This is a genomic window from Niabella sp. CPT15-335-S11 (genome assembly GCF_058792415.1).
Genome location: NZ_JBYTEI010000004.1, coordinates 1 through 26,555 on the forward strand (window position 1 = coordinate 1; position 26,555 = coordinate 26,555).

A 26,555-nucleotide genomic window follows, 5' to 3' on the forward strand; every position below is an offset into this window, starting at 1 on the left:
AAAGCTGCCTAATGAAAAAGAAAGAAATCTTAACTTAGCAATCAACCCTGATGGTCCTAAAATTGGGGAGTGTTATACAATACTTGGTCGTGGCACTTGTCTTAGTAGTTGCGATAACAATGCCCCCAAAGGTTTGTAAGTTTAATTATATAACAAATTTATATAAACTGATTCGGAAAAGCGCTAAAACATTAACGTTTTAAAATTTAATGTCGCAGTATCATTTAAATGGGCTTAATCACAATTAAAACCAACTATCGAAACATGTTTGAGACCAAGAACTATTCTGAGGATTCTGTATTTACGCCTGAAAATCTTTTACGGGAAGCCCGTAGGCAAAAGAATATTACTGAAGGCAATATTCCTAATATATGTATCCTCGACCCTGATGGTGATATTGTCAAGTATTTGGTAAAAACCAATCGGGCGGTTTTAGACAGCCATTGGGCATGTTATCATACCGACTTATTCCGATTTCAATATAAAGAACATACTTTAGGGATCATTGGGAATGCTGTTGGGGCATCATTTGCGGTACTTTTAGCCGAACAATTATTTGTTTCCGGTTGTGAACTATTAATTAGCATAACTTCTGCCGGTATTATTAATGAACCCAAAAACAATTCCCGTTTTATACTTATCGAATCAGCATTACGTGATGAAGGTACAAGCTATCACTACATAGCTCCGGAAATAACTGCTACAATAAACAAAGAAATATTTAATAAGATAACAGACTTATTTGGGGTTAAAGAATTATCTCTTGAATCCGGTCTAAGTTGGACTACCGACGCCCCCTATCGTGAAACAAATTCAGCTATTGAAATGGCAAAGAGGAAAGGAGTAACCGCCGTTGAAATGGAGGCGTCTGCCCTTTATGCTTTTAGCATAGCAAAGAAAAAAAATGTAGTCTGTTATGCACATTTAACCAATTCGTTGGCACAGCATGAAATTGACTTCGAGAAAGGTATTGAAAACGGCAGTATTGATTCATTGAATTTGATCTATCATACTATTAACAAATTAAAAATTACCTAAAAAAAATCGCTGTAAATTAGATATTTACAGCGATCTGATAATTTTTGCTCAGCGATGCTAGTCCGTCATTATTTCACTTCCTCATAGGGAACATCCGTAACATCTTCTGCTCCGCCAGATGCATCATGACTTCCATCACCAGCAGCACCCTGACCATCACCGCCAGGATGACCACCGGCCTCCGGACCCTGGCCGCTCTTGTAAATATCTTCGCTGGCCGCAGTCCAGGCTGCGTTCAGCTCCTGCATGGAACTATCAATTTCCGCGATATTCTGAAGCTTGTGTGCTTCTTTCAGTTTTTCAACAGCAGACTCAATAGTGGCCTTTTTATCAGCGGGGATCTTGTCGCCATATTCTTTAAGTTGCTTTTCCGTTTGGAACACCAGACTGTCGGCAGCGTTAAGCTTGTCGATCTTTTCCCTTTCAATTTTATCTGCCGCCTCATTGGCCTTAGCTTCAGTCTTCATCTTTTCAACTTCATCTTTGCTCAATCCGCTGCCGGCTTCAATATGGATCTTTTGTTCCTTGCCTGTGCCCTTATCTTTAGCGGTCACGTGCATAATACCATTCGCATCAATATCAAAGATCACTTCAATCTGCGGTACTCCCCTGGGAGCAGGCGGAATCCCATCCAGGTTAAAGATACCAAGGCTCTTATTGTCTTTGGCCATCGAACGCTCACCCTGCAGTACATGAATCTGTACGCCCGGTTGGTTGTCACTCGCCGTGGAGAAAGTCTCAGATTTTTTTGTAGGAATTGTGGTGTTTGATGGGATCAGGGTGGTCATTACGCCGCCGAGGGTTTCGATACCCAGTGAAAGCGGGGTCACATCCAGCAACAGCACATCTTTTACTTCTCCGGTCAGTACGGCACCCTGTATGGCAGCGCCTACGGCAACTACTTCATCGGGGTTCACGCCCCTGTTGGGTTTCCGCCCGAAGAACTTCTCAACCAGTTCCTGCACTTTCGGAATACGGGTACTACCGCCTACCAGGATCACTTCTTCAATTTCGCTTGCGTTCATTGATGCGTCTTTCAACGCAGCCTCACAAGGCTTCAGGCAACGGGCGAAAAGATTATCGGCCAATTGTTCAAATTTGGCACGGGTCAGCTTTTTCACCAAGTGCTTGGGTACACCATCAATAGCGGTAATATAAGGAAGGTTAATTTCTGTTTCTATAGATGAGGATAATTCGATCTTTGCTTTTTCAGATGCTTCTTTCAGGCGTTGAAGGGCCATCGGGTCTTTCCGAAGATCCACGGCTTCTTCTTTCTTGAATTCATCAGCCAGCCAATCCATCACCACCTTATCAAAATCGTCACCACCGAGGTGGGTATCCCCATTAGTAGATTTTACTTCAAAAACACCGTCGCCCAATTCAAGGACGGAGATATCAAAGGTTCCGCCACCCAGGTCAAAGACCGCAATTTTATGGTCTTTGCCGCCTTTGTCGAGCCCGTAAGCGAGCGCGGCTGCAGTAGGTTCGTTTACAATACGGCGGACTGTCAGTCCGGCAATTTCCCCGGCTTCTTTGGTCGCCTGACGTTGTGCGTCGTTAAAATAGGCCGGAACAGTAATTACAGCTTCGGTAATTTCCTGACCAAGGTAATCTTCGGCAGTCTTTTTCATCTTCTGCAACACCATGGCCGAAATTTCCTGGGGGGTGTACAGCCTGCCATCAATGTCTATTCTGACTGTATTATTGTCGCCTTTGGCCACTTTATAACTCCAGTGGCTAATCTCGTCCGTCACTTCGTCGAACCGTCGACCCATAAAACGCTTTACGGACATAATGGTGTTTTGCGGGTTAGTGATCGCCTGCCTTTTTGCGGGATCACCCACTTTCCGCTCACCATTTTTCAGAAATGCGACAACTGACGGCGTCGTGCGCCTGCCTTCGTCATTTGCTATGACGACCGGTTCACTGCCTTCCATCACGGCAACGCAGCTATTCGTGGTACCCAGGTCTATACCAATAATTTTGCCCATATAAATAAATTTTTTCCGGTTTATGCTAAACCGCAATTCGCGGCATCATTTCTTCGGCAATGATTGTGCCGTCCGGACCAAATATGAAAAAATGGCAGAAAATCTGGAAGCGGATGGGTGCCTGATAACCAGCGAGCTGAGTTTGCGAGACTTTGCAGGATTACTCCGAAGCGCTATCCCGGTCCGTGTCTTCCTCCAGGTAACCGGGCTCATCAGCTTTCTTAAACGTAAAATGCCGCTGGGCCAGATAGCTGAAAAGAATGATCACCGTGGTAGTTCCCACCTGGGCGAATACCGGGTAAATATGCCAGATTTCCACAGCAATTTTCAGTAACAGATAGTTCATGAACAAATTGAAGACATTGACCATCAGATACCTGAAAAGCTGAACCCTCCCCTTGATCTTGCTGTCGTCAAAAACCACGTATTTCATCAGAAAAAAACCAACCACGAAGGAAATACAAAAGGAGACAAACAACGCGGCAATGTGGGATTTGAAGGCAAAGAAACCAAAATGAAAATCCTGTCGCCTTAAAATAAACCGAAATGTGATGTAGTAACTCACCCACCCCAAAACTGTATTCGCCAGGCCGGATCCCATGTAGCGGAAAGTCTGGATAGGCATTAACCGTCTGAATAGCGGATAAAAAAAATCGAGGACAGGCAAAATAAGATTCCGGATACGATAAAAGTGCTGCCTCATGAGGTTGCGAAGATAAAGCAGCCATAGCAATTCAAAAAAATGAAAATATGAGAATACTGGGTAAACCCTATGCGTTTTGCTCAAAAACTTCTCATTACATGGAGATTTTCTTTATTTTAACAAAGCGGGCATCCATGGTGTATCTGAAATATGACTAAAGATGATTATCGCTTACATTTGCACAAACTTGAAAAAATGAACATCGCAGCGGTATTGAAATCGATGGTGGCAGGCGCACTGAAAGACCTGTACGGGAAAACGGTTGAAGAAGCTTCTATTACCATTAATATAACGAAACCCGAATTTGAGGGTGACTACACGCTGGTATTATTTTCACTGCTCAGGGAGCTCAGGAAGAAACCCGAAGAACTGGGTCATGAAATTGGCGAAAAACTACTGCAGGATCATCCGGAAGTAATTCAGGGATTCAATATCATCAAAGGTTTTTTAAACCTTGCAATCACCGATAGCTGGTGGCACCAGTACCTCCAGGATCAGTATACCAATGCGGGTACCGGAAAAATAATCAGCTCCGGGGAGAAGGTAATGGTCGAATACGCATCTCCCAATACAAACAAACCCCTCCATCTGGGACACCTGCGAAACATTTTTTTGGGATGGTCTATCGCCGAGATCCTGAAATCACAAGGTGCAAAAGTCAGGAAGACATCGGTTGCGAATGACCGCGGCATTCATATTTGTAAATCGATGGTAGCCTGGCTGCGGTTCGCCAATGGCGCTACACCTGAAAGTACGGGCATTAAAGGCGACCACCTGGTTGGCGATTATTACGTGATGTTTGGCGAAAAGCACAAAGCCGAGGCAGCAGAGCTGGAGAAGCAGGGCATGTCAAAAGAAGAAGCTGAAAAAAACACACCCCTCATGCTGGCTGCACAGAAAATGCTGGTCGATTGGGAAAATGGTGACCCGGAGGTGGTGGCCCTCTGGAAAATGATGAATCATTGGGTTTACGAAGGGTTTGACCAGACTTACAAAAGGATTGGGGTTGATTTTGACAAGACCTATTACGAGAGCGATATCTACCTGCTTGGAAAGAAATTTGTTGAAGAAGGCCTGAAGACAGGTGTTTTCTATAAAAAAGAGGATGGCAGTGTCTGGATCGATCTCACGGCTGAGGGGCTGGATGAAAAACTGGTACTTCGCAAAGACGGGACCTCAGTCTATATGACACAGGATCTGGGGCTCGCTGAAGAAAAATATAAGGACTTCCCTTACGACCAAAGCATTTACGTGATTGCAGATGAGCAGAACTATCACATGAAGGTATTGAAACTGATCCTGCAAAAATTAGATAAACCCTACGCGAATGGAATCTACCACCTCAGCTATGGTATGGTGGAACTGCCTTCCGGCCGCATGAAAACCCGGGAAGGCACGGTTGTGGATGCCGATGAACTGCTTGATGTACTGGTTAATGTGGCGGCTGCCAAAACGGAAGAACTTGGCAAAGTGAAGGATTTTAATGAGACGGAACTCGGGGATCTTCACCAGATCATCGCACTTGGAGCGTTGAAATTTTTCCTGATGCGGATGGATCCCAAGAAAAGAATGGTCTTCAATCCGGAAGAAAGCATCGATTTTCACGGATTCACCGGGCCTTTTATTCAATACACCTATGCCCGGATCCGGTCTATGTTGCGCGCGGAGACTATTGAGTCGGGCAAAGTGGCAACCTCTCCCCTGCTGCCCCTGGAAAAAGAACTTATCTTCCTGTTGGAACAGTTTGATACGATTAAGCTGCAAGCCGCAGCCGAACACAACCCTTCTGTAATAGCGATATATGTATATAGTATAGCCAAGACCTTCAACAGTTTCTATGCTGCACATTCGGTGCGAAGCGCAGAAACAGCGGAGAAAAAGATCCTTCGTCTGAAAATCTGTACCCTCACCGCAAATACGCTTTCATCAGGGATGGCACTGCTGGGCATCAGGATGCCGGAACGGATGTAAATCTGTACAGGTAGAAATCTTCCGGCCAGTCCGGGATGTATTGGCGCTTCCTGCCGCTTTACAATAGATAAGTAACTCCTTCAAGCGCCAGTTCAGTATTAGGGAATACCTCCCTGGTTTCATTCGCGAAATCATCCAGGTTCTCATATTTGCTGCTGAAATGTCCGATCAGCAATTTTTTCACACCTGCTTTCCTGGCAATCGTACCGGCCTGCCGGGTGGTAGAATGAAACCGCTGACCCGCTTTTTCAGCAAAATTATCCAGGTAGGTCGTCTCGTGATATACCAGGTCCACACCCTCGATATGCGGTATCAGTGATTCATCATATTTTGTATCTGCACAAAAAGCGTAGGTTTTGCCCGCCGGCGCAGGACTGGTGAGCAGTACGTTTTTAATGACCTTACCCGTAGATTCACTCACATAATCATCCCCTTTCTGCAAGCTCGCAAGGGACGAGAACGGAATATCGTACTTCATGATTTTCTCCGGATCGATCTTTCTGGGGTTTCTTTTTTCCCGAAAGAGAAAACCGTAACATTCAATCCGGTGGTTGGTTTTGAAACAGGAAATATCTATATCGTTCACGGTCATCAGAAAGCCCGGATTTCTGATCGTATGAAAATGCAGATCGTAGGTTAGCTGGGTGTGGGCCACATTCAGTTGGAATTCCATGATCTGTTGCAGCGGAGCCGGCCCAACGACGTGTAATTCCTGAATACGCCCCAGCAGTGCAAAGGAATTGAGCAGGCCGATTAATCCGAAATAATGATCCCCGTGTAAATGGGAAATGAAAATATGGGAAATCCGGCTGCGCCTGATCTTATAGCGCATCATTTGGATTTGCGTTCCCTCACCGCAATCAACCATAAACTTACCTTTTGAAGTAGCAATGATTTGGCTGGTCGGGTGCCGGTCAAAGGCCGGAACGGCAGAATTATTTCCCAGGATAGTAATTCCAAGCATGAACGGAGGCAATAATGACTTAAACGCCAAAACTAAACCCTAAATTCCAATTTCGGCTTCAAAATACCAAAAAAAGCGCCGTTAATACGTTCTAATTGATCGGATTGGTCATTTTTTCAGAGAAGTTCATCATCGATTTCCTCCAGGTGGGGGTCGTCAGAATCCATCAATTCCCGTTCAATTTCTTCCATGAGTATGATATCACCCGCTTCGCTTTCGGTAGGTGTGCTGTTGAACAATTCCATGATCCCTGCCTCTGACAGAAAGTCTACCACTGGTTTTTGAAGGGCACAGGTGACGAAAGAAGCATTATTTTCGTAAAATTCCCGTTGAATTTGTAAGAGTTGCAGTGCAGCATCCCTGTCTATTTCCTCTACTGACTGAACGTTTAATATAATATTTTTAATTTCATTTTGCAGAAAAGGAAGCAACGCTACACGCATCCCGTCTGTCATAGTTGCAGGAAGAATGCGGTCTGAGGTGCTGATTACGTGAAAATTCTCTTTGGTATCAATTTTGACTTGCATAATTTACATTTTGGGGCCGATGTTCAGAAACTTGCTGAACCAGTACCAAATATATTTGTTAATATTGTAATTAATCATTTTATCTTTAATATGGATAATAATTTTTCATCACAGGTAAAAGAAATCATCTCCTACAGCAGGGAAGAAGCGCTGAGATTGGGGAATGATTTTATTGGTACCGAACACCTGCTGCTTGGGTTAATACGTGAGGGCGATAATACCGCAATCCGTATCCTGAAAAGCTTTAACGTGGACATTTTTGAGTTGAGGAAAGAAATCGAACTTGCCATCAAAGACAAGACAGGCAAGAATATAGCTAATATCAACAGCCTTCCCCTGACCAAACAGGCAGAAAAGGTGATCCGTGTAACCGTACTAGAGGCAAAGGCCCTTAAAAGCAATATGGTGGAAACTGAACACCTGATGCTGTCTATCCTTAAGAACAAGGAAAATATCGCCACGCAGATACTAAATCAGTACGATGTGGATTATGACCTGTTCCGCCAGGAACTGGGTATTCTGAAATCGAATGAACCCCGTGCGGAATTTGGCGAGGAAGGTGAAGATGAATTTGAAGAAGAAAAGAAATACGCCCAACAGCCCCGAGGTACTGCAGCCAAAGGCAACGTAAAAAGCAAAACGCCGGTGCTGGACAATTTTGGCCGTGACGTAACAAAGCTGGCAGAGAGCGGCAACCTGGATCCGATCGTCGGACGGGAAAAGGAAATTGAAAGGGTGTCGCAGATCCTCAGCCGCCGGAAAAAGAATAACCCGATCCTGATCGGTGAACCCGGAGTTGGAAAAACGGCCATCGTGGAAGGGCTCGCCCTGCGTATTGTGCAGCGGAAAGTGAGCCGCGTGCTGTTTGACAAAAGGGTTATTTCACTTGATCTGGCATCGTTAGTTGCGGGAACTAAATACCGTGGGCAGTTTGAGGAAAGAATGAAGGCCATCATGAACGAACTGGAAAAGAACCGGGACGTGATCCTCTTCATCGATGAAATGCACACGATAGTAGGTGCAGGTGGAGCCAGTGGTTCTCTGGATGCCAGCAATATTTTTAAACCCGCATTGGCCCGGGGCGAACTCCAGTGCATTGGAGCGTCCACACTTGACGAATACAGAATGTATATTGAGAAGGACGGAGCACTCGATCGGAGATTCCAGAAGGTGATGGTAGATCCGCCCAGTGTGGATGAAACCATCGAAATCCTGAACAATATCAAATCCAAATACGAAGATTTTCACAGTGTAACTTACACGGACGAAGCTATTGATGCCTGTGTAAAACTCAGCGATCGCTATGTGACCGACAGGCTGCTTCCCGATAAAGCCATCGATGTGATGGACGAGGTTGGCGCCAGGGTGCACCTGAAGAACATCAACGTGCCCCAGAATATTGTGGAGCTTGAGAAAAAGATCGAGGACGTGAAGAATGAGAAAAACCGGGTCGTGAAGAGCCAGAAATTTGAAGAAGCAGCTTCTCTGAGAGATACGGAGAAACGTCTGGCCGAAGACCTCGAAAAGGCAAAAACGGATTGGGAAGAGGAAAGTAAACATAAAAGATACCCCATCACCGAGGAAGATATCGCTGAGGTGATCCACAGTATGACCGGCATACCTGTCCGGAAAATGGTTGAAGCTGAAACCGAAAAGCTCCGGAAAATGTCTGAAGATATGAAAGGCATGGTAGTCGGTCAGGATGAAGCGATTTCCAAGGTAGTTAAAGCCATCCAGAGAAACCGCGTCGGGCTGAAAGATCCCAGGAAACCAATCGGCACCTTTATTTTTCTTGGTCCCACCGGGGTTGGTAAGACCGAAATGGCGCGTTCCCTGGCCAGGTATCTTTTTGATGCTGAGGACGCCCTGGTACGGATCGATATGAGTGAATACATGGAAAAATTCACGGTGAGCCGTTTGATCGGTGCACCTCCCGGATATGTGGGTTATGAAGAAGGCGGACAGTTGACGGAGAAAGTACGCCGTAAACCGTACAGCGTTATACTGCTGGACGAGATCGAAAAGGCACACCCTGATATTTACAATATCCTGCTGCAGGTGCTGGATGACGGACAACTGACTGACGGGCTGGGCAGGAAGGTTGATTTTAAAAATACAATCATTATCATGACGTCTAACATCGGCGTCAGACAATTGAAAGATTTCGGTTCCGGTGTTGGTTTTGCAACCTCGTCTAAAGTGGAAAGTCAGGATGAAGAAAACAAGGCAGTGATCGAAAAAGCACTTAAACGTACTTTTTCACCCGAATTCCTGAACAGGATTGATGATGTCGTAATCTTTAACAGTCTTTCCAGGGACAATATTTTCAGCATTATCGACATTTCAATGAAAGGCGTGTTGAAGCGGATCGAAAACCTTGGCTATGGGCTGGAACTCACCGAAGAAGCTAAGAACTTCCTGGCAGATAAAGGCTATGACCAGCAGTTTGGGGCCAGACCGCTCCACAGAGCCATCCAGAAATACCTCGAGGACCCGCTGGCAGAAGAAATCCTGAATATGAACGTGAGACCAGGGGATATCCTGCTGGTGGAACTCAACAAAGAACAGGACAAGCTGTTTTTCACGGTTAAAAAAACCGAAGAACAGATCCACAAGGCCTAAAAAAAGAGCCTCACAGTTGATTAGGGTCGCTGGCACAGGCTATATTACAGAACGACCCCGATAAGATATAGAAACCGGTTCCGGTCACGATGACGGGAGCCGGTTTTATTTACAGGTTGCTTAGAAAACAAATGCTACACCTCCCTTAAAAATAAAGATAGATTTCGGGTAACTGGCAGATCCATAATATCCATCCAGTCCCTTCGTATTTTCAGGAATTGCGAGCAGTGGGGTAGCAAGCAACTGAACATGCTTGCTTAATCCCAATTTGACAGGGAGGCTAAATTCCAGCGACATCGGCTGAAACGTCTTGAAATTTTCACTTGTTGTAGTTGTTGGCGCGCCTTTTCCTCTATGTTTTGTATAGTGCGATTCTGCAAAGGACTGTGTTCCAAACCAGACATAAGCCGAGGGGGTCATTGAAAAACTCCCCGACTTGAACACGTGATCCGCTGATATTTCTTTGGTCAAACCTGCGCCAAGAACAAAATCGGTATTGCCATCGCCGAAGCTAAAATTAGGTTCCACATTCAGGGTAACAACTTTGGCATTGTAAGATAAATATCCACCAATTGAAGTACTGATCGCCGATTTTATCAAACGACTCTGCGTGTCGAAGAAATATTTGCTGACAGCGGCGCCGCCGTTCCAGTCGCCCTTATCAAACTCATATCCGGCAGCAACATATCCCCCATCTACTTTGTGGTCATTTAGATTAAAATAACCTTCACCTTCCAGAAAAAGTCCGCCTTTTGTTGAGAACCGGGCATTGGGAACGATCAGCGGGATTGTGAGTGAATCCGTCCTTCCCAAATACTGCATCCGGTTCTGATATTGGGCTCCAATGGTGAACTGGTTGTGTTTGGCTTCCTGTCCGAATGCGGAAACACCGTTGACGATGGACGAAAGTCCAACTATCACGTAGAGTAATAATTTTTTCATTTTGATTTAGTCTTAAGGTGCAAAATTATAATCTGTTCCATGATTTTTTTATGAAAAACTGATACTCAAGGCACAAGGAATAAGTTATTTGCAAATATTTAACTGGATTCTGACTGACTGGCATTTCCGCTGAATCAGTTAGGTTTGCATATAAATTTATCAGTCATATGCATATCGCATCGTTTATCGATCATACGATTTTAAAGCCTACCACGCTGATAGGAGACATTGAAAAACTCTGCAGTGAAGCCGGAGAATACCAGTTTGCAGCCGTTTGCGTACCCCCGCCTTTTGTGAGAAAGGCAAAGGAATTGCTTCAGGGGAGCAGTGTGAAGACAGCCACAGTCATCGGATTTCCGTTTGGATACTCCGCCGTCGAAGCCAAGTTGGCCGAGGTCGTGCTGGCGCTGGTTGACGGAGCCGATGAGCTGGATATCGTCATCAACCTGATTGCTTTGAAGAACAATGACTGGCAATACCTGGCCAATGAAATCAACCATTTACTGCCCATCATCAGAGAGAAAGGAAAGGTGGTGAAAGTTATTATTGAAAGCGGGGTCCTGACCGATGATGAGATCATTCAGTGTTGCAAATTGTATGGCATAGCGGGAATCGATTACCTCAAAACCTCAACCGGCTATGCGGAAAAAGGAGCCAGTCTGCACGCCGTGGAACTATTCAAGAAACACTTACCGGCCGGGGTAAAAATCAAGGCTTCGGGAGGCATCAGGGATTATGAGTTCGCGAGGCAATTGGTGGAAGCCGGCGCAAGCCGGTTAGGTTGCAGTGCCAGTGTTGCTATTGTGAAAGGTGAGCAGGGAGCGGCCAACTATTGAACATTTTTTTTAACTTAGCGCAAATCAACTTTAAAAAAATTAAAAAAATATTTCCAATGATAACCATCCGCACACCCATGAGGTGGTATTTGATTATTGCCTGCCTTGCATTTTTTTCCCTGAACACATCGGCCCAAAATACTACTGGCCTTGCTCTGGAAAAGGGTTTCACCGCGAAAGCTGTCGCCGAGAACCTGGGAAGGGCCAGGGATCTGGCCATAACAAAAAATGGTGATCTTTATGTAAAACTCGCCAGACCAAAAGACGGTCATTCTGTGTTGTATTTACAAGACAAGAATAAAGACGGCGTTTATGAACAGGTATCTGGATTTGGCGATTATGCTGGCACCGGACTTCTTCTGAAAGACAATTATCTCTATACTTCATCAAACAGCGATGTTTACAGGTACAAACTAGACGCCAATCAGAAGGTAATCGATACCAATGCGCCCGAAACGATTATTAAAGGTTTGATCAACCGGCGGCAACACGAAACCAAGTCTTTTACGTTTGACACAAATGGGAATATCTACGTTAATGTTGGCGCCTACTCCAATTCCTGTCAGGTTCAGGACCGCCGGAAAGAATCCCCTGGCATTAAACCCTGCCCGGTATTAGATTCAGCCGGTGGCATCTGGCAATTCAAGGCAGATAAGCAAAACCAGACCTACGGAGACGGTACCAGGTTTGCCTCAGGCATCAGGAATGTGGTTGGTCTGGATTGGAACAAGCAGACCCAGTCATTATTTGTGATGCAGCACGGCCGCGATCAGTTGACTATGTTCCCGGAATATTTTGACGACCAGAAATCCGCTGATCTTCCGGCCGAGGTGATGTTCGAGTTGAAAAAAGGGGATAATTGCGGCTGGCCCTACATTTATTACGATGGCGTTCAGAAAAAAAATGTACTGGCTCCGGAATATGGCGGTGACGGGAAAAAAGAAAGTCCTGAAAAATATACATTACCGGTAGCTGTCTATCCTGCACACCTGGCTCCCAATGGTTTGTTATTTTATACGGGTAGTATGTTTCCCGAAAAATACAAAAATGGTGCTTTCATAGCCTTTCATGGCTCCTGGAACCGGGCGCCGCTTCCCCAGGAAGGATTCTACGTAGTTTTCCAGCCTTTTAAGAATGGAAAGCCTTCAGGTGACTGGGAGATCTTTGCTGATAATTTCTCGGGGTCAAAGGAAAATACGGCATCAGGAAAAGCTGAACACCGCCCCAGCAGCCTGGCTCAGGGTCCGGATGGCGCCTTATACGTTTCCGATGATAAAGCTGGTACTATTTATAAAATCACATTCACCAGATAAACACCTATGATCAAAAAAGTTTTTGCCCTGGCAGGATTTCTGTTTTTCTGCCTGGGTGCATGGTCACAAACTGTGTCCAAAGCCCGTTCCGGATCGTCTGCAAAATCCGCCCACTCCAAACGCCCTGCAGCCAGCCCTTTCGCCATGGCCATGCAAAGAGGCAGTGTTGTGTATCGTAAAGAATGCCTGACCTGCCACCAGGCCGATGGCGGCGGTGTGCCCAATCTGAACCCGCCGCTCATCAAGACCTCTTACGTTCTTGGAAGTAAAAACAAGCTGATCCAGATCCTGCTGAAAGGAATGGATCAGGAAATAGAAATCGGCGGAGATTATTTCAGTAACCCGATGCCTCCGCATAATTACCTCAGTAACCGCCAGATTTCCGATGTCCTGACCTACGTGCGCAATAGCTTTGGGAACAAGGCGGGGTCTGTTTCTGAAGAAGAAGTGAAGAAACAGCGCGGGGCCGCGAAATAATTTAACTGGGAGATTTGCGGTGCGTGCGCCGATAATAAGTTTGCGGCCAGTCGGGAAAACAAATTTTCCCGGGCGCTGATCGTTGATTTTTCCTTTGCGTTCAGATTATAAATTCCCGTTTTACGAATAATCGGTTTAATTACCTGTATTATTCGTGGAGAATATGGATAAATCCGGTAAAATAATCTTATTTTGCCCCAATAATGGTGTATAGCCAATACCAATTTCCGGAAGATAATCCGACCGGGAACTAACATTAAACATACACAAAAATTATATATGAAGATCCGGCTGAACAAGATTACTCCCCATCTCGCTGCCATCGCAGTTTTCGTGCTTGCCTCCCTGTTGTTCTGCAAACCTGTGTTGGAGGGCAACGTGTTGCAACAACACGATATCATCGGTTGGAAAGGCGCAGCCCAGGAGTCATTTGAAGTAAAAGCAAAGACGGGGCATATGCCGCTTTGGAATACCCATGTCTTCAGTGGTATGCCTAACTACCAGATTGCCCTGGAGGGTAAGCAATCACCATTACCCAATCTGCAAAAAGTTTTTGGACTATGGTTGCCGAACCCGGCAAATTTCTTTTTTATTGCCTGCATCACCTTCTATATACTTGCGCTGGCGCTAGGTTTGAATCCGCTGACGGGCATTCTGGGCGGACTTGCTTTCGCTTTTTCAACGTATAATCCGGTCATCATTTCGGCAGGACATGAGACCAAGATGTACGCCATCGCGTTCATGCCGCTGTTGCTGGCGGGTCTGATACTGATCTTCAACAAAAAATATTGGGTAGGCCTCGCGGTTGCCACGCTCGGCGCCCACATGGAACTGACGGCCAATCACCCGCAGATCAACTATTACTTCTTTATCGTGGCTGCTTTTATATCGCTTTTTTATGCCATTGAATGGATCCGGCAAAAAGACTTTAAACATATCTTTATCACGCTTTCCCTGGTTGTGGTTGCTGCATTGGCGGGGCTTGGCACTTACTATCTGGCCTATTCAACTACTAAAGAATACGCTGCTTTTACGATGCGAGGCGGCAAGACAGTAGAAATTCAGGGAAACCAGGTTAAGGCTGTGAACACAAAAGGCCTTGATGACGATTATGCACTATCGTACAGCATGAAAATCGCTGAGCCATTGGTGATGCTGATGCCCAATGCATTCGGGAGCAGCAGCAGCCAGGTGATCGGTGAGAATTCCAAAGTGATTGAAAAGCTGGTCCAACGGGGAATTCCCGAGACCGGCGCAGCTCAACTCGCCACCCTTCCTGCTTACTGGGGGGGAATGATCAAAGCGAGTGAGGTAGGTACGAGCGGACCACCCTATGTAGGTGCTATCATCTGTCTGCTGGCGCTGATCGGCTTTGTATGCGTATCCCACCCGCTGAGGTGGGGATTGCTGGCTGCGACTGTCTTAGCGATTTTCATGAGCTGGGGCAGCTATTTCCCGTCTTTTAACCTGTTCCTGTTGCATCACCTGCCACTTTATAATAAGTTTCGCGCGCCATCGATGATCCTGGTAATACCGCAATTAACCCTGGTCATTATGGCGGCCATAACAGTTCAGAAAATATTCTTCTCCAAAGACGGAAGAGAATTCCTGCAACAGAACTTTAAGAAAATATCGCTGGCAACCGGCGGGTTGATTGTCTTCATTGGTCTGGTGTTCCTTGGTCAGAGTTATACTCCGGGGTTAGCAGAGCACGTGTTACAAGCTAATAATTTCGACAAAACCAACGCGGAAATCTATCCCACGATTGTAGCAGGACTTAAGGCCGACAGGCAGTCTTTATTTGGCGCACAGCTTTTGCGGACGATTTTGTTTGCGCTGGTTGTACTGGGCATCCTTTGGCTCTACCTCAAAAATCGCCTCAAACCGGCGGTTGCTACCGGAATACTGGGACTGATCCTGCTGGTTGACCTTTGGGTAGTGGACAAAAAATACCTGACAGATGAGTTTTATGTCCCAAAAGAAGAAGCAAAAGGCAACGCATTCATAAAATCACCGGTTGATGAAAAAATTCTGCAGGACAAAGATCCGCATTTCAGGGTCTTTGACGTCACGAACGGGTTTACAGATAACAGGGCTTCTTATTTTCACCGTTCAGCGCTTGGATACCATGCTGCCAAGTTGCGTGTTTACCAGGATGTCATCGAACGATATTTCACACCCGTGCCCAACGAACAAATTCTGAATGCCCTGGATGTAAAGTATTTTGTCAACCTGAACTCGCAGGGGCAGCCCGACGTGGTGCAAAATCAACATGCCTATGGCGCCGTGTGGTTTGTGAAAGGAATGAAGCCGGCGAAAAATGACGTGGATGCTCTGCAGGAAATCGGTCAGACAAACCTCAGGGATACAACCGTTGTTGCGGCTGCCGATGTTCCGAAACTGACTGTGGGTGCTGCTGACTCCAGTTCAACCATCCAGTTAGTGAACTACGGGAATGACAGGATTGAATACAAATCGGCATCGGGGACGCCGCAGTTTGCGGTTTTCAGTGAAGTGTATTACCCTGCAGGCTGGAAGGCTTCTATTGACGGGAAGCCGACGGAAATCATCCGGACCAATTATTTCATGCGGGGTTTGAGCGTGCCCGCTGGTAACCATACCATCACCTTTGTTTTTGACCCCGATTCTGTAAGAAAAGGAAATACGATTTCGTATCTCAGCGGATGGCTGGTGATCATCCTGGTGTTGGGCGGATTTGCCATGGAATATTGGACGACTCGTAAAAAACAAAACCCTCCGGCAAGTTGATCAGACTCGGTTCATTGATACCTTACCCATTCATCCCTCCTTCAAAAGGAGGCGAAAGGGCCATTTATTTCTTGTTGAAGCACCTCGCCGCCTATGCGGAAATTTACTGTTTTACGGTATCTGAGAATCAATCCGGACTTGAATCAGTGAAATTCTATCCGGTGCTTGGGCACAGCAGCAATAAACTCAGGTATGTCGATCCGGTTCTTATTTTCAGACTGAAGAAAGTATTGAAACAACAGGGCATTCATGTGCTGATGATTGAACATCCGTACTACGGCTGGTTGGGGGTTCTGCTAAAAAAAATCACGGGGTTAAAGCTGGTGGTCCGATCTCATAATATCGAAAGCCTTCGATTTAAAACCCTCGGAAAATGGTGGTGGCCTTTATTGAGGGCTTATGAAAAGTACGTGCACCGGCAGGCTGATCTGAATCTTTTCATCACGCCGGAAGACCGGGATTACGCAGAAAAATTTTTCGGTCTGCTGCCAGCCAGATCCATCGTAGCCACTTATGGCGTTGAAAGAACCGTGCACCCGAAGATCGAAGAATACATCGAGACCAAATCAGGATTGTGTAAAGGGTTGGGGTTGTCGGAGGACAACATCCTCCTCTTTTTCAACGGTTCATTGGGCTATAAACCAAACCGGAATGCGTTGGACAAGATCCTGTTTCAGATCACTCCCCTCCTCAAAGAAAAGCTTCAGGTCCCGTACAAGATCCTGATTTCCGGAATGGATCTTCCCGCCTCCTACCAGGATCTTAAGGACTATAAAGAAGATAATATCGTGTACCTTGGATTTGTAGAGGACATTGATCGTTATTTCCTGGGGACAGATATCTTTCTAAACCCGGTTACTGAAGGTGGCGGCATCAAGACCAAGCTGGTTGAGGCCCTGGCTGCCGGGGCTTCTGCTGTGTCCTTTGCTACGGGAGCCTGGGGTGTGCCGGTTTCCGTTACAGGTGAGTCGCTCACTGTGGTGCAGGATGGTGACTATGTTGCTTTTGCTGACGCAGTGTTTGATTACACGAACCATGCTACTGCCAAGATACCTCAACTATTTTACGATTATTTTAACTGGGACAGGATTGCAGAGAGGACAATTGCCGGCATCCGATCCCTGATCTGATCAAATCACCTTATAGAAATAGGGGCGGTTCCTGATTATTTTGCAGAAATAATAAAGCGATCTGAAAACATTACAGGAATAACCAATCCATGATTGCCACTCCGGTCCGACTTTCTTGCGGGGACTAAGGCTCCGTACAATCAGGATCAGCAGCGCAAGCGGAACTGTAAGAATATTCGCCAGTAAATGAAAAAGATACCAGGCCACACCATATTGTTTTCTCATACGCAGGAAATGGGAGACCATGATCTGGAATCCTTTCTTGTCGGCCCAAACCTGGTAGCCGCGGGTCTTCGAGTCAAAAGTTGCGGAAGATGTTGCCCCCTCCAGATGTGTGACATGCAGATCTCCGTATATGCACAGTTTACCGGTCTTTCCCAATCGGTGACACCATTCAGTTTCTTCCGAGTATAGAAAAAAATCCTCATCCATCAATCCTGCCTGCGCAATCGCACTTTTTTTCACCATGAGGAATGCACCATTGATCCAGTCGACTTCCTTTGTGCCGGTTGCTTCCGGGAGATTTGTCTTTTTTACACCGGCATAGAGTCCGGCCCGGCGTATTATGTTTCCAACGTATGGCAACACCATCAAATAATTGAGGGCTCCGGTAATGAAATAATTCCCCGAGATCTGGGGGCTGCCATCAGCGTTCAGGAGTTGTACACCGGCGGCAATATATGGGTCTGATTCCAGTTTTTTGAAGCAGCGTTCGAGGGCGTTATCGGGGCAGATCGTATCTGAATTGAGCAGGAGTATAATGGAGCCCGATGAACGCCGGATCCCCTCGTTATTTGCACGTGCAAATCCACTGTTATAACCCATTTGCAGCCATTTTACCGATGGAAATTCTGTCGTGATCAGGGTTTCACTATCATCACCCGAGGCATTGTCAACGACCATAAACTCGATTTCGCTGTTTAGTCCGCCACCATAAACCGACCGCAGACACTGCAAAACCAGGTCTGGCGACTTATAATTGACAATGATGACAGAGTACAGAATCACAAATATTTCGTTGAAACGGCTCAAAAATAGTCAACCTTTTATTAATTGCTGCATTCCTTTATCCCGTGCATGAGCTGAAGCAAAAGATTGAGGTTAATGCACTACATTTACGCCCGGGAGAAAGCTGAATATATGATTAGAAAATGGGTACAAAATAGTCTTGATGTGCTGGGATATGAAATCAGGCGAAAGAGTACAATAAGTGATGTGCCTTCAGACTTTGAAGAGGAACATATAAAGACTTTGCATTTGGTGAAGGATAAAACGATGACGAGCCCTCAAAGAATCTTTAGCCTGATCGAAGCAATAAAATACATTGAAGTAAATAAAATTGAAGGAGCTATTGTGGAGTGCGGCGTATGGAAAGGTGGAAGTATGATGACAGCGGCAATTACTTTGAATAATTTGGGTAACAATAAAAGACATTTATTTCTTTTTGATACGTTTGAAGGTATGAGTGAACCCACGGATTCAGATATCAGCGCATCGGGTCAATCAGCCAGAGATTTGTTAAAAGCCAATGCGGACAGGAATCTGAATCCGGTATGGGCTTATTCTGCGTTGGAGGAAGTAACCAATAATTTGAACTCCACTGGCTATCCCAGTCAAAATATTCATTACATTCAGGGAAAAGTTGAAGAAACAATACCGAAAACTATTCCGGATAAAATAGCGATTTTGAGGCTGGATACAGATTGGTATGAATCTACCAGGCATGAACTGGAACATTTGTTTCCGTTAATCGTCGACAACGGCGTTTTGATTATTGACGATTATGGACATTGGGCGGGTGCGAGAAAGGCCGTCGATGAATATTTCCAAAACCAGGAAATCATACCTTACCTGAGTCGCATTGATGAAACCGGAAGAATTCTAATCAAAAATAGTCATGCGTCCAGGTAGCATTTCCAAAGAATTCAATCCGGGCATGTCGCAACCTAATTATCTGGTGCGTAGAGGATTGCTGACGGCTTTTGAAGCGCTCGTTCCAAAACTTAACGGACAGTTGATGGACTTTGGATGTGGCTCGAAACCTTACAAAAGCCTGTTTAATGTTACAGAATATATCGGCGTGGACTATGATAGTAAGGGTCATTCACATGCAAACGAAGAAATCGATGTTTTTTATAATGGGAAAACCATTCCTTTTGAAGATGACCGGTTTGACGCCATTTTTTCATCAGAAGTGTTTGAGCACGTGTTCAACCTGGAAGAGATCTTGAAAGAGTTAAACAGGGTGCTGAAAGTAAACGGTAAAATACTCATCAGTTGCCCCTTTGCCATCTGTGAACACGAAGTCCCGGTAGATTTTGCCCGCTATAGTTCTTATGGCCTGACCGAGCTTTTGAAGAGAAACGGTTTTGAGGTACTGGAATTTCATAAAACAGGTACGGCTGTTACAACCGTTCACCAACTCTGGCTAACCTATATCCACCAGCACATTTCACCTATATTCAAAAATATTCCTGTGGTGCGATCAGCATTCAGGACTATCACTTATACGCTCATCAATCTTTGCGCGCTGTTTTTAGATTCTATTCTTCCGAGCCGCGATGATTTGTACCTCAACAATGTTGTACTGGCAAAAAAAACGCGAAACATCGTATGAAGATAGCGGTCATTTCCATGATACGTGAAAGCTGGGGCGGCAGCGAAGAGCTATGGTATGAAATGGCCAAAGAGGCGCTGCAACAAGGTCATGAGGTTTCCCACCTGTCTTATACGACTCCTGACAACCACCCTAAACTTAAAGAACTCATCGTTCTGGGTTTAAAAGAATATAAACGGCCGGGGTTTCAGAGCAGGTTCAAGTCAGCCTTTCTCCGGTTCGTAGCCAAGATTTTTTATTTTCTCCGAAAAATCACAAACCGTTCGCTCGAAGATATTTTTTCATTAAACCCCGATGTGGTCTTATACAATGGCACCTGTTATTCTGTAGCTCACGAGAAAAAATTGCTGGAGCTTCTAAAAACGTTTTGGGGGATTAAGTTTTTTATCCTTGGTCACCTGAATCCCGAGGGGGGCGCTCATCTATCAACACTTGAAATCGCTAATATTAAATGGGCTTACCAACGTGCAGATCATGTTTTCTTTGTTTCCGAACGGTCTAAAAAAAATGCACAAGGAGACCTGGGATATATTATACCCAATGCCCATATTGTCAAAAATCCCGTAAACCTCAAAGAGCGATCCAGGATAGCATTTCCAAAGGAGGGCGTACCTCAGATGGCTATTGTCGGGATATTGGTAAGCGTTCACAAGGGGCAGGATATTGCGCTCAGGGTTTTATCAAATCCGCGGTGGCAAGAATTAGACTGGCACCTGAACCTTTACGGCTCCGGACCCGATGAACAAAAGTTAAAAGCCCTGGTCGATGAATATCAGCTTGGCGATAAAGTTACCTTCCATGGAAAAGTTTCAGACGTAAGGGATATTTGGAAAACAAACCATATATTACTCATGCCCTCGCGGATGGAAGGGATGCCGCTCGCACTTGTGGAAGCAATGCTCTGCGGGAGGCCATCCGTCGTGACCGATGTAGGCGGGAACGCGGAATGGGTAAGAGAAAATATCGAAGGCTTTATTGCCGGATCGGCCAATGACGATGAATTTGAAGAGGCGTTGGAGAGAGCCTTTGAAAATAGACATCGCTGGGAAGATTTGGGCATCGCCGCGCACGAAAGAGCAATCAAATTGTTTGACCCCGATGCCGGCGCAACCTTGTTGAAATTAATATCATAAACATTAGCATTGAAAAAAAAGTTACTATTCATTTTTGGAACGCGCCCCGAGGCAATAAAGATGGCTCCAATCATTATGGAAGCCAGGAAGAGCGGAGATCTTGAAGTAGAGATTTGTCTAACAGGGCAACATCGTGAAATGCTCGACCAGGTGATGCATTTATTTGAACTCAGGGCCGATTACGATATCGCTCTAATGAAACCGAATCAGACGCTGTTTGATATCACTGCCAATGCCTTATTAAGTTTAAAAGAAGTGATCACGCGCTCTGCACCCGATTGGATATTAGTTCAGGGCGACACTACTACCGCGTATACCGGAGCGCTGGCCGCTTATTACCTGAAAAAGAAAATTGCGCACGTAGAAGCAGGCCTTCGCAGTTTTAATAAGTACGCGCCTTTCCCCGAGGAAATAAACCGAATGATGATCAGTACCATGGCCGACCTGAATTTTGCGCCAACCCAGGGTGCAAAAATGAATCTCGAGAAAGAGAATACCCGGGGTAAAATTTATATCACAGGTAATACAGTCATTGATGCGCTGTTGTATACAGTTAAAAAAACAGATACGGGTGAACAATATCTGAACTACTTTTCATTCCTGGATCTTGACAGAAAGATCGTGCTGGTTACCTGTCACCGCAGAGAAAATTTCGGTAAGCCCCTGGAAGAAATTTGTGAAGCTATCCTGCAATTGAGCGAACAATATCCAGCGGTTCAGTTTGTTTACCCGGTACACCTGAATCCGAATGTTCAATCCGTCGTAAAGCAAAAACTGAGCGGTCGTGAAAATATTTTTCTAATCGCGCCGCTTGACTATGCTTACCTGGTCTGGATCATGAACAGGTCGTTTTTCATTATTACCGACTCCGGGGGAATCCAGGAAGAAGCTCCGGCGCTGGGAAAACCGGTGCTGGTCTTAAGAGAAGTCACCGAGCGGATGGAAGGTGTAGAGGCCGGAAACGCGATCCTGGTCGGAGCGTCAAGAGAAAAAATTCAATTAAATGCGCGAAGACTGCTGGAGGATCCCCAACATTACCATCTGATGTCCAATTCGGTGAATCCTTATGGAGACGGTACCAGTGCTGAACAGATTGTCTCATTATTAATTGATGAATCGTGATTGACCAACCTGAAATATCTATTGTCCTGCCTACCTATAATGGATCAAAATACATCCGCGCGTCCATAGAAAGCTGCCTGAACCAGACTTTCAAAGACTTCGAATTGATCATCGTTAACGACAGTTCAACGGATTCAACACCTGAGATCATAAAACAGTATGCCGCAAAGGACAACAGGATAAAGGTTATTCACAATGAAAAAAATCTGCGGCTTCCGCTTTCCCTCAATAAAGGTTTTGAAGCGGCTGGAGGCAAGTATTTTACATGGACCTCCGATGATAATTACTATGCTCCTTTCGCTTTGCAGGTGATGTATGACGAATTACAATCAAAACCGGAGGTGGACCTGACTTATACTAATTACACGCTAATTGATGATGAAGGTAAAGTTACCGGCACCCGGACCTTTAACAACATTTATCAGAGCTTTCAGCGCTGGCTGGGATGTGGAGCCTGTTTCTTATATAAATCGGTGGTGCATTTCGAACTTAAAGGCTATAACCCTTCCTTCTTTTTGATTGAAGATTACGACTTTTTTGTACGCGCCTTCACCCGTTTTAAATTCAGCTACATTAACCGTTATGACACTTATTTCTACCGTGAACATGCCGCCTCATTAACCGGCAATTTCGCCAGTAGCGTCAATGATATATCTAAAATTGCTGTAGAACGACAAATTCCTGAGCTTGTAAAAGTCTTATCAAACAAGGAGGTCGCATTATTGTACAGGAAATTCGCCGTGTTTTCCGCCGTACAAAAGAACGACGCGAAAAAGTCAGTTTATTTTATGGGTAAACTGGCAGACGTCTCCAAAAGGCAATTACTGCTCACCGTGGCTTACATTCCTTTAAAAAAAACATGGGACACTTTTTCGGTATCCGTGGGCGTTCTCGCCAAATCATTAAGACTACTTTTCAGATAGGCCGGATTAGTTTAAATAAGCCCGCCTAACTCACCCCAATATTTTCAGGAATTTCGTTAGCCCCTCTCGCTTTGCATCATCGAGTTTATAACTCAGGTCCTGTGAATAGTACTTCCTGAGGTCATAGATGCCTTCGGGGATGCGGGCAATGACCTCATCCAGGTGATCCAGGCCATAAGCGTTCGCCCGATCAAATTCGCGGATAAAATCTTCCGGCAATGGGCGGGTGCTCACCCAGGCGGCAAAGACAAATGGCAGGCCCGTTGCAGCTTTCCATTCCCCTGCCAGATCATAAATATATTTGAATTTTGGCCGTTGCTGCAATGCCCGGTCACCAATGACCAGTCCCGCGGTAGTCCCGGAGATCTGATCCAGGTAGGATTCATTCTCAGCGTCCAGGATCTCAGGATTGATTTTCCAGTGATGGGCGATCAGCCACCTGCACAATGCGACCGACGATCTGCTCTGATAGTCGAGGTATATCCGCTCTATCTTGTCCAGTGGCACCTGGCTGAATACACAAACTGAAGCCACTTCGCCAATAGCGCCGATGCAATAACTGCCATTGATATAATAGTTGGGCAACTTTTTGGTGATAGCCACTGGTACCAGTCCCACATCAATCTGCCCATCGATAAGCATTTCAGCCAGCCGCGCAGGCACGTCTTCAATCAGTTCAATTTTCTCATTTATTGGGGGCAACTGTAATCCAAATAACAGTGGCCGGGTGTTAAGGTAATTAATGACACCTACCCGAATCTTTTCTTCCACAACGAATCCTTTATTTTTGTAGCGCAAAAATAAATAAAGTTCAGCGTTTTGGGCTGCAAACCTTAAATTGGTGGTAGGTCTGCCTCCCAGTAACTCAGGTGCGCAGCCAGCAACAATAAAAAACATATGTCTTTAACCGCAATCTCGCCCATCGACGGCCGCTATCAGAAACAGGTTCAGCATCTACAGGAATACTTCAGCGAATACGCCCTGATCAAATACAGGGTGACGGTAGAAATAGAATATCTGATTTTTCTGGCAGACCACAAGTTTATCAAATTATCCCCTGCCGCCAGGAAGCACCTCAGATCCGTGATGGGAGATTTTTCTTTAGCTAACGCTGAAAAAGTGAAGACGTTTGAAAAAACAACTAACCACGATGTTAAAGCGGTTGAATATTTCGTAAAAGAGGAACTGGACAAGACCGATGCTGCAGCAGCGAAAGAGTGGGTTCATTTCGGGCTGACCTCCCAGGACGTCAATAATACAGCCATTCCGCTGTTGTGGAAGCAAGCCATGGAGGCCGAATTATTACCTGCTTACGTAAACCTTCAGACCAGTCTCCACAAGCTGGCTGTGCAATGGCAAAATATTCCCATGCTTGCCCATACTCACGGGCAACCGGCATCGCCTACAAGGCTGGGCAAGGAATGGATGGTGTTTGTAGAACGAATGGAGAACCAGATTCGGTTGTTCTCGTATATTCCTTACACGGCCAAATTCGGAGGCGCGACAGGTAATTTTAACGCGCATCACGTGGCATTTCCGGAGACGGACTGGATAAAACTCGGCGATCAATTTGTGGAAAACCGGCTGGGATTGCAGCGATTAAAATTTACCACTCAGATAGAACATTACGACAATCTGGCTGCACACTTTGACTGCATCAAACGGATCAATACGATTTTGATCGACCTGTGCCGGGATATCTGGACCTATATCAGCATGGACTATTTCAAACAGAAAATCAAGGCCGGCGAGGTGGGTTCCTCGGCGATGCCGCATAAAGTCAATCCTATTGATTTTGAAAATGCCGAAGGTAACCTGGGTGTTGCCAACGCCCTGCTGGAGCATATGGCAGCCAAATTGCCGCTAAGCAGGCTGCAACGAGACCTGACGGATAGCACTGTCCTGCGGAATATTGGCGTACCTGTGGCGCATACCATCCTGGCTATCCGGAGTCTGGAAAAAGGACTCGGTAAACTGGTGCTTAATGAGGGGACTCTGAAAGCAGACCTCGAAAATAACTGGGCGGTTGTGTCGGAAGCCATTCAAACGATCCTGCGCAGAGAAAATTACCCCAACCCCTACGAAGCGCTCCGCGACCTGACAAGGGGAAACCAGCATATTACAAAGGAATCACTGCATACCTTTATCGATCAATTGAAAATCCCGGCCCGTTTGAAAAAGGAACTTAAAAAAATCACGCCTCATAATTACCTTGGGGTAGTTGCTCCTTATTGATTTTTAAAAAAGGACGTTTTGAAAAGTGACTTTTCATTCGTTAAGAAAGCGGAAGGAAATTACGAATTACGAGGAACCCGAAGATGATTTGGGTAAACAAGTCTCTGACCGCGCCGAAAGTAACCTCTATTGAGAATAGCCGCTGCTTTAAAGATCCATTCGCAATTGAATTTCGTATTTGAATGAATTTCGCTTGTCAGGACGTCAATCAATAATCCGCGTTCAGCACCACGAAAAAATAATAAGCTTTCGATAACAGTTAGCCGGTTATTTTTGCATCTCAATATTCAGAAATGAAAAAAACAATCACCGTTACACTGCTTTTTTTGACTGCCTGGGCCAGCTATGGACAAACCAAGACCAAGCCTAAACCCACTACTTCATCCCCAAAACCGGTTGCGGCGCCAGCAGCACAGGAACCTGCGCTTAAAACGTTGGCGGATTCTGCAAGCTATGCTCTGGGAACCAATATCGCGCAAAATCTTAAACATGACCTGGGCGACCTGAACACGAAACTGTTGATCAGGGCGATGGAGGATGTTTTCAATAATGGGAAACCCCTGCTTACAGAAGAAGTTGCCTATTCCACCCTCAGCAGCTACTCGGAAAAAGTACAAAAGGAGAAATCAGAGGCCGTTGTGAAAGCGGGACAGGCTTTCCTGGAGAAAAACAAAGCAAGACCGGAAGTGAAAACAACCGCCAGTGGACTGCAATACGAAGTGATTAAAGAAGGCAGCGGTGCCAAACCAACGGCTGCTGACTCGGTGACTGTTCATTATCGGGGCACGTTGACCGATGGGACAGAGTTTGACGCTTCCTATAACCGAAATGAACCCCTTACCATTCAACTAGGCCAGGTCATCCGGGGCTGGACCGAAGGCGTGCAACTGATGACCGTTGGTTCTAAGTATAAATTTTATATCCCGTATGAACTCGGTTACGGACTACGTGGCGCGCCTCCCACCATCCCCGGGGGCAGCACGCTCATATTTGAGATCGAACTGCTGAAAATTAAAAAAGGAGACGCCAGATAATAAATAGTACCCGCTCGCACCGCTCGGTACGGGCGGGCGGGGACGCTAGACTTTAGATATTAGATTTTTTTAATTGCGAATTACGACAGAATCTTCTTGAGGCAGCCCTCTCTTCTTTACAGATACATTCGTTATCACTGCTCTCAGGGAAAAAATGCAATGCTATCTCCAGGTAGGGATTTGTCTGCGTATTTTATTGGATAAATAG

22 protein-coding genes are annotated in these 26,555 nt (G+C 45.6%); 15 read left to right on the top strand and 7 right to left on the bottom strand.

Translation table 11 applies throughout. The features are described from left to right. Window positions 1-264 precede the first annotated feature (264 nt). Entirely contained in the window at window positions 265-1,038 is a 774-nt protein-coding gene (locus AC3WS5_RS12735; RefSeq protein WP_492467772.1) for a nucleoside phosphorylase, read from the top strand. Window positions 1,039-1,106: 68 nt separating this feature from the next. Here AC3WS5_RS12735 and dnaK read toward each other — a convergent pair whose 3' ends face one another. Together dnaK and AC3WS5_RS12745 are read right to left on the bottom strand one after the other, a co-directional pair. Continuing rightward, entirely contained in the window at window positions 1,107-3,029 is a 1,923-nt protein-coding gene (gene dnaK / locus AC3WS5_RS12740) for a molecular chaperone DnaK (RefSeq protein WP_492467773.1), read from the bottom strand. A 160-nt stretch (window positions 3,030-3,189) separates the two neighbouring features. Beyond that, window positions 3,190-3,654 carry a GtrA family protein gene (locus AC3WS5_RS12745; RefSeq protein WP_492467774.1) on the bottom strand — a complete coding sequence of 155 codons (465 nt, stop codon included), beginning with the start codon at window positions 3,652-3,654 and terminating at the stop codon, window positions 3,190-3,192. A gap of 273 nt (window positions 3,655-3,927) precedes the next feature. On the opposite strand from AC3WS5_RS12745, the gene argS reads away from it, so the two are divergent. Then, window positions 3,928-5,703: an arginine--tRNA ligase gene (argS, locus tag AC3WS5_RS12750; protein ID WP_492467775.1), complete on the top strand. Its 1,776-nt coding sequence runs from the start codon at window positions 3,928-3,930 to the stop codon at window positions 5,701-5,703. Window positions 5,704-5,761: 58 nt separating this feature from the next. Here the strand turns inward: argS and AC3WS5_RS12755 are convergent, their stop codons facing one another. Continuing rightward, window positions 5,762-6,667 carry a ribonuclease Z gene (locus tag AC3WS5_RS12755; RefSeq protein WP_492467776.1) on the bottom strand — a complete coding sequence of 302 codons (906 nt, stop codon included), beginning with the start codon at window positions 6,665-6,667 and terminating at the stop codon, window positions 5,762-5,764. A gap of 116 nt (window positions 6,668-6,783) precedes the next feature. Continuing rightward, complete coding sequence (locus tag AC3WS5_RS12760) at window positions 6,784-7,194, bottom strand: STAS domain-containing protein (protein ID WP_492467778.1); 411 nt, start codon at window positions 7,192-7,194, stop codon at window positions 6,784-6,786. Between the two features lie 90 nt (window positions 7,195-7,284). Here AC3WS5_RS12760 and AC3WS5_RS12765 point away from each other — a divergent pair, with 90 nt between their 5' ends. Then, entirely contained in the window at window positions 7,285-9,816 is a 2,532-nt protein-coding gene (locus AC3WS5_RS12765) for an ATP-dependent Clp protease ATP-binding subunit (RefSeq protein WP_492467779.1), read from the top strand. 120 nt (window positions 9,817-9,936) lie between these two features. Here AC3WS5_RS12765 and AC3WS5_RS12770 read toward each other — a convergent pair whose 3' ends face one another. Continuing rightward, a complete protein-coding gene (locus AC3WS5_RS12770) occupies window positions 9,937-10,758 on the bottom strand; it encodes a hypothetical protein (protein WP_492467780.1) in 822 nt (273 codons plus the stop codon). A gap of 167 nt (window positions 10,759-10,925) precedes the next feature. Here AC3WS5_RS12770 and deoC point away from each other — a divergent pair, with 167 nt between their 5' ends. The 5 genes from deoC (at window position 10,926) to AC3WS5_RS12795 (ending at window position 17,283) form a co-directional block, all read left to right on the top strand. Further along, window positions 10,926-11,594 carry a deoxyribose-phosphate aldolase gene (deoC, locus tag AC3WS5_RS12775; RefSeq protein WP_492467781.1) on the top strand — a complete coding sequence of 223 codons (669 nt, stop codon included), beginning with the start codon at window positions 10,926-10,928 and terminating at the stop codon, window positions 11,592-11,594. Window positions 11,595-11,650: 56 nt separating this feature from the next. After that, window positions 11,651-12,907: a PQQ-dependent sugar dehydrogenase gene (locus tag AC3WS5_RS12780; RefSeq protein ID WP_492467782.1), complete on the top strand. Its 1,257-nt coding sequence runs from the start codon at window positions 11,651-11,653 to the stop codon at window positions 12,905-12,907. A 6-nt stretch (window positions 12,908-12,913) separates the two neighbouring features. Next, window positions 12,914-13,384, top strand: coding sequence for a c-type cytochrome (locus AC3WS5_RS12785; protein ID WP_492467783.1), 471 nt, complete (start codon window positions 12,914-12,916; stop codon window positions 13,382-13,384). Window positions 13,385-13,663: 279 nt separating this feature from the next. Then, on the top strand, window positions 13,664-16,153 hold the full coding sequence (locus tag AC3WS5_RS12790; protein WP_492467784.1) for a YfhO family protein: 2,490 nt from the start codon (window positions 13,664-13,666) through the stop codon (window positions 16,151-16,153). Continuing rightward, the gene (locus tag AC3WS5_RS12795) at window positions 16,150-17,283 is read left to right on the top strand and encodes a glycosyltransferase family 4 protein (RefSeq protein WP_492467785.1); all 1,134 of its coding nucleotides are present in this window, start codon (window positions 16,150-16,152) and stop codon (window positions 17,281-17,283) included. The genes AC3WS5_RS12790 and AC3WS5_RS12795 overlap by 4 nt, the downstream gene beginning before the upstream one ends. Here AC3WS5_RS12795 and AC3WS5_RS12800 read toward each other — a convergent pair whose 3' ends face one another. Then, a complete protein-coding gene (locus tag AC3WS5_RS12800; protein ID WP_492467786.1) occupies window positions 17,284-18,315 on the bottom strand; it encodes a glycosyltransferase family 2 protein in 1,032 nt (343 codons plus the stop codon). It abuts the gene before it with no gap. Between the two features lie 72 nt (window positions 18,316-18,387). Here AC3WS5_RS12800 and AC3WS5_RS12805 point away from each other — a divergent pair, with 72 nt between their 5' ends. From AC3WS5_RS12805 to AC3WS5_RS12825, 5 genes are read left to right on the top strand one after another with little or no spacing between them, the layout of a single operon-like run. Further along, the gene (locus AC3WS5_RS12805) at window positions 18,388-19,194 is read left to right on the top strand and encodes a TylF/MycF/NovP-related O-methyltransferase (RefSeq protein WP_492467787.1); all 807 of its coding nucleotides are present in this window, start codon (window positions 18,388-18,390) and stop codon (window positions 19,192-19,194) included. Next, entirely contained in the window at window positions 19,181-19,900 is a 720-nt protein-coding gene (locus tag AC3WS5_RS12810) for a class I SAM-dependent methyltransferase (RefSeq protein WP_492467788.1), read from the top strand. The genes AC3WS5_RS12805 and AC3WS5_RS12810 overlap by 14 nt, the downstream gene beginning before the upstream one ends. Further along, window positions 19,897-21,033 carry a glycosyltransferase family 4 protein gene (locus tag AC3WS5_RS12815; RefSeq protein ID WP_492467790.1) on the top strand — a complete coding sequence of 379 codons (1,137 nt, stop codon included), beginning with the start codon at window positions 19,897-19,899 and terminating at the stop codon, window positions 21,031-21,033. The genes AC3WS5_RS12810 and AC3WS5_RS12815 overlap by 4 nt, the downstream gene beginning before the upstream one ends. Window positions 21,034-21,042: 9 nt before the next feature. Then, complete coding sequence (wecB, locus tag AC3WS5_RS12820) at window positions 21,043-22,155, top strand: non-hydrolyzing UDP-N-acetylglucosamine 2-epimerase (RefSeq protein ID WP_492467791.1); 1,113 nt, start codon at window positions 21,043-21,045, stop codon at window positions 22,153-22,155. Next, window positions 22,152-23,078: a glycosyltransferase family 2 protein gene (locus tag AC3WS5_RS12825; protein ID WP_492467792.1), complete on the top strand. Its 927-nt coding sequence runs from the start codon at window positions 22,152-22,154 to the stop codon at window positions 23,076-23,078. The genes wecB and AC3WS5_RS12825 overlap by 4 nt, the downstream gene beginning before the upstream one ends. Before the next feature lie 30 nt (window positions 23,079-23,108). Here AC3WS5_RS12825 and AC3WS5_RS12830 read toward each other — a convergent pair whose 3' ends face one another. Continuing rightward, window positions 23,109-23,849 (bottom strand): menaquinone biosynthetic enzyme MqnA/MqnD family protein, encoded by a 741-nt coding sequence (locus AC3WS5_RS12830; RefSeq protein WP_492467793.1) that lies wholly within the window; start codon window positions 23,847-23,849, stop codon window positions 23,109-23,111. Between the two features lie 126 nt (window positions 23,850-23,975). Between AC3WS5_RS12830 and purB the strand changes: the two genes are divergently transcribed. After that, entirely contained in the window at window positions 23,976-25,313 is a 1,338-nt protein-coding gene (gene purB / locus AC3WS5_RS12835) for an adenylosuccinate lyase (RefSeq protein ID WP_492467794.1), read from the top strand. Window positions 25,314-25,606: 293 nt separating this feature from the next. Further along, entirely contained in the window at window positions 25,607-26,347 is a 741-nt protein-coding gene (bamJ, locus tag AC3WS5_RS12840) for a BamJ family beta-barrel-assembly machinery protein (RefSeq protein WP_492467795.1), read from the top strand. The last annotated feature ends 208 nt before the right edge of the window (window positions 26,348-26,555 follow it).

What these genes read in the sequence shown, in the direction of transcription:
- AC3WS5_RS12735 (WP_492467772.1), top strand. Translation starts at nt 265, where the DNA reads ATGTTTGAGACCAAGAACTATTCTGAGGATTCTGTATTTACGCCTGAA.
- dnaK (WP_492467773.1), bottom strand. Translation starts at nt 3,029, where the DNA reads ATGGGCAAAATTATTGGTATAGACCTGGGTACCACGAATAGCTGCGTT.
- AC3WS5_RS12745 (WP_492467774.1), bottom strand. Translation starts at nt 3,654, where the DNA reads ATGCCTATCCAGACTTTCCGCTACATGGGATCCGGCCTGGCGAATACA.
- argS (WP_492467775.1), top strand. Translation starts at nt 3,928, where the DNA reads ATGAACATCGCAGCGGTATTGAAATCGATGGTGGCAGGCGCACTGAAA.
- AC3WS5_RS12755 (WP_492467776.1), bottom strand. Translation starts at nt 6,667, where the DNA reads ATGCTTGGAATTACTATCCTGGGAAATAATTCTGCCGTTCCGGCCTTT.
- AC3WS5_RS12760 (WP_492467778.1), bottom strand. Translation starts at nt 7,194, where the DNA reads ATGCAAGTCAAAATTGATACCAAAGAGAATTTTCACGTAATCAGCACC.
- AC3WS5_RS12765 (WP_492467779.1), top strand. Translation starts at nt 7,285, where the DNA reads ATGGATAATAATTTTTCATCACAGGTAAAAGAAATCATCTCCTACAGC.
- AC3WS5_RS12770 (WP_492467780.1), bottom strand. Translation starts at nt 10,758, where the DNA reads ATGAAAAAATTATTACTCTACGTGATAGTTGGACTTTCGTCCATCGTC.
- deoC (WP_492467781.1), top strand. Translation starts at nt 10,926, where the DNA reads ATGCATATCGCATCGTTTATCGATCATACGATTTTAAAGCCTACCACG.
- AC3WS5_RS12780 (WP_492467782.1), top strand. Translation starts at nt 11,651, where the DNA reads ATGATAACCATCCGCACACCCATGAGGTGGTATTTGATTATTGCCTGC.
- AC3WS5_RS12785 (WP_492467783.1), top strand. Translation starts at nt 12,914, where the DNA reads ATGATCAAAAAAGTTTTTGCCCTGGCAGGATTTCTGTTTTTCTGCCTG.
- AC3WS5_RS12790 (WP_492467784.1), top strand. Translation starts at nt 13,664, where the DNA reads ATGAAGATCCGGCTGAACAAGATTACTCCCCATCTCGCTGCCATCGCA.
- AC3WS5_RS12805 (WP_492467787.1), top strand. Translation starts at nt 18,388, where the DNA reads ATGCACTACATTTACGCCCGGGAGAAAGCTGAATATATGATTAGAAAA.
- AC3WS5_RS12810 (WP_492467788.1), top strand. Translation starts at nt 19,181, where the DNA reads ATGCGTCCAGGTAGCATTTCCAAAGAATTCAATCCGGGCATGTCGCAA.
- AC3WS5_RS12815 (WP_492467790.1), top strand. Translation starts at nt 19,897, where the DNA reads ATGAAGATAGCGGTCATTTCCATGATACGTGAAAGCTGGGGCGGCAGC.
- purB (WP_492467794.1), top strand. Translation starts at nt 23,976, where the DNA reads ATGTCTTTAACCGCAATCTCGCCCATCGACGGCCGCTATCAGAAACAG.
- bamJ (WP_492467795.1), top strand. Translation starts at nt 25,607, where the DNA reads ATGAAAAAAACAATCACCGTTACACTGCTTTTTTTGACTGCCTGGGCC.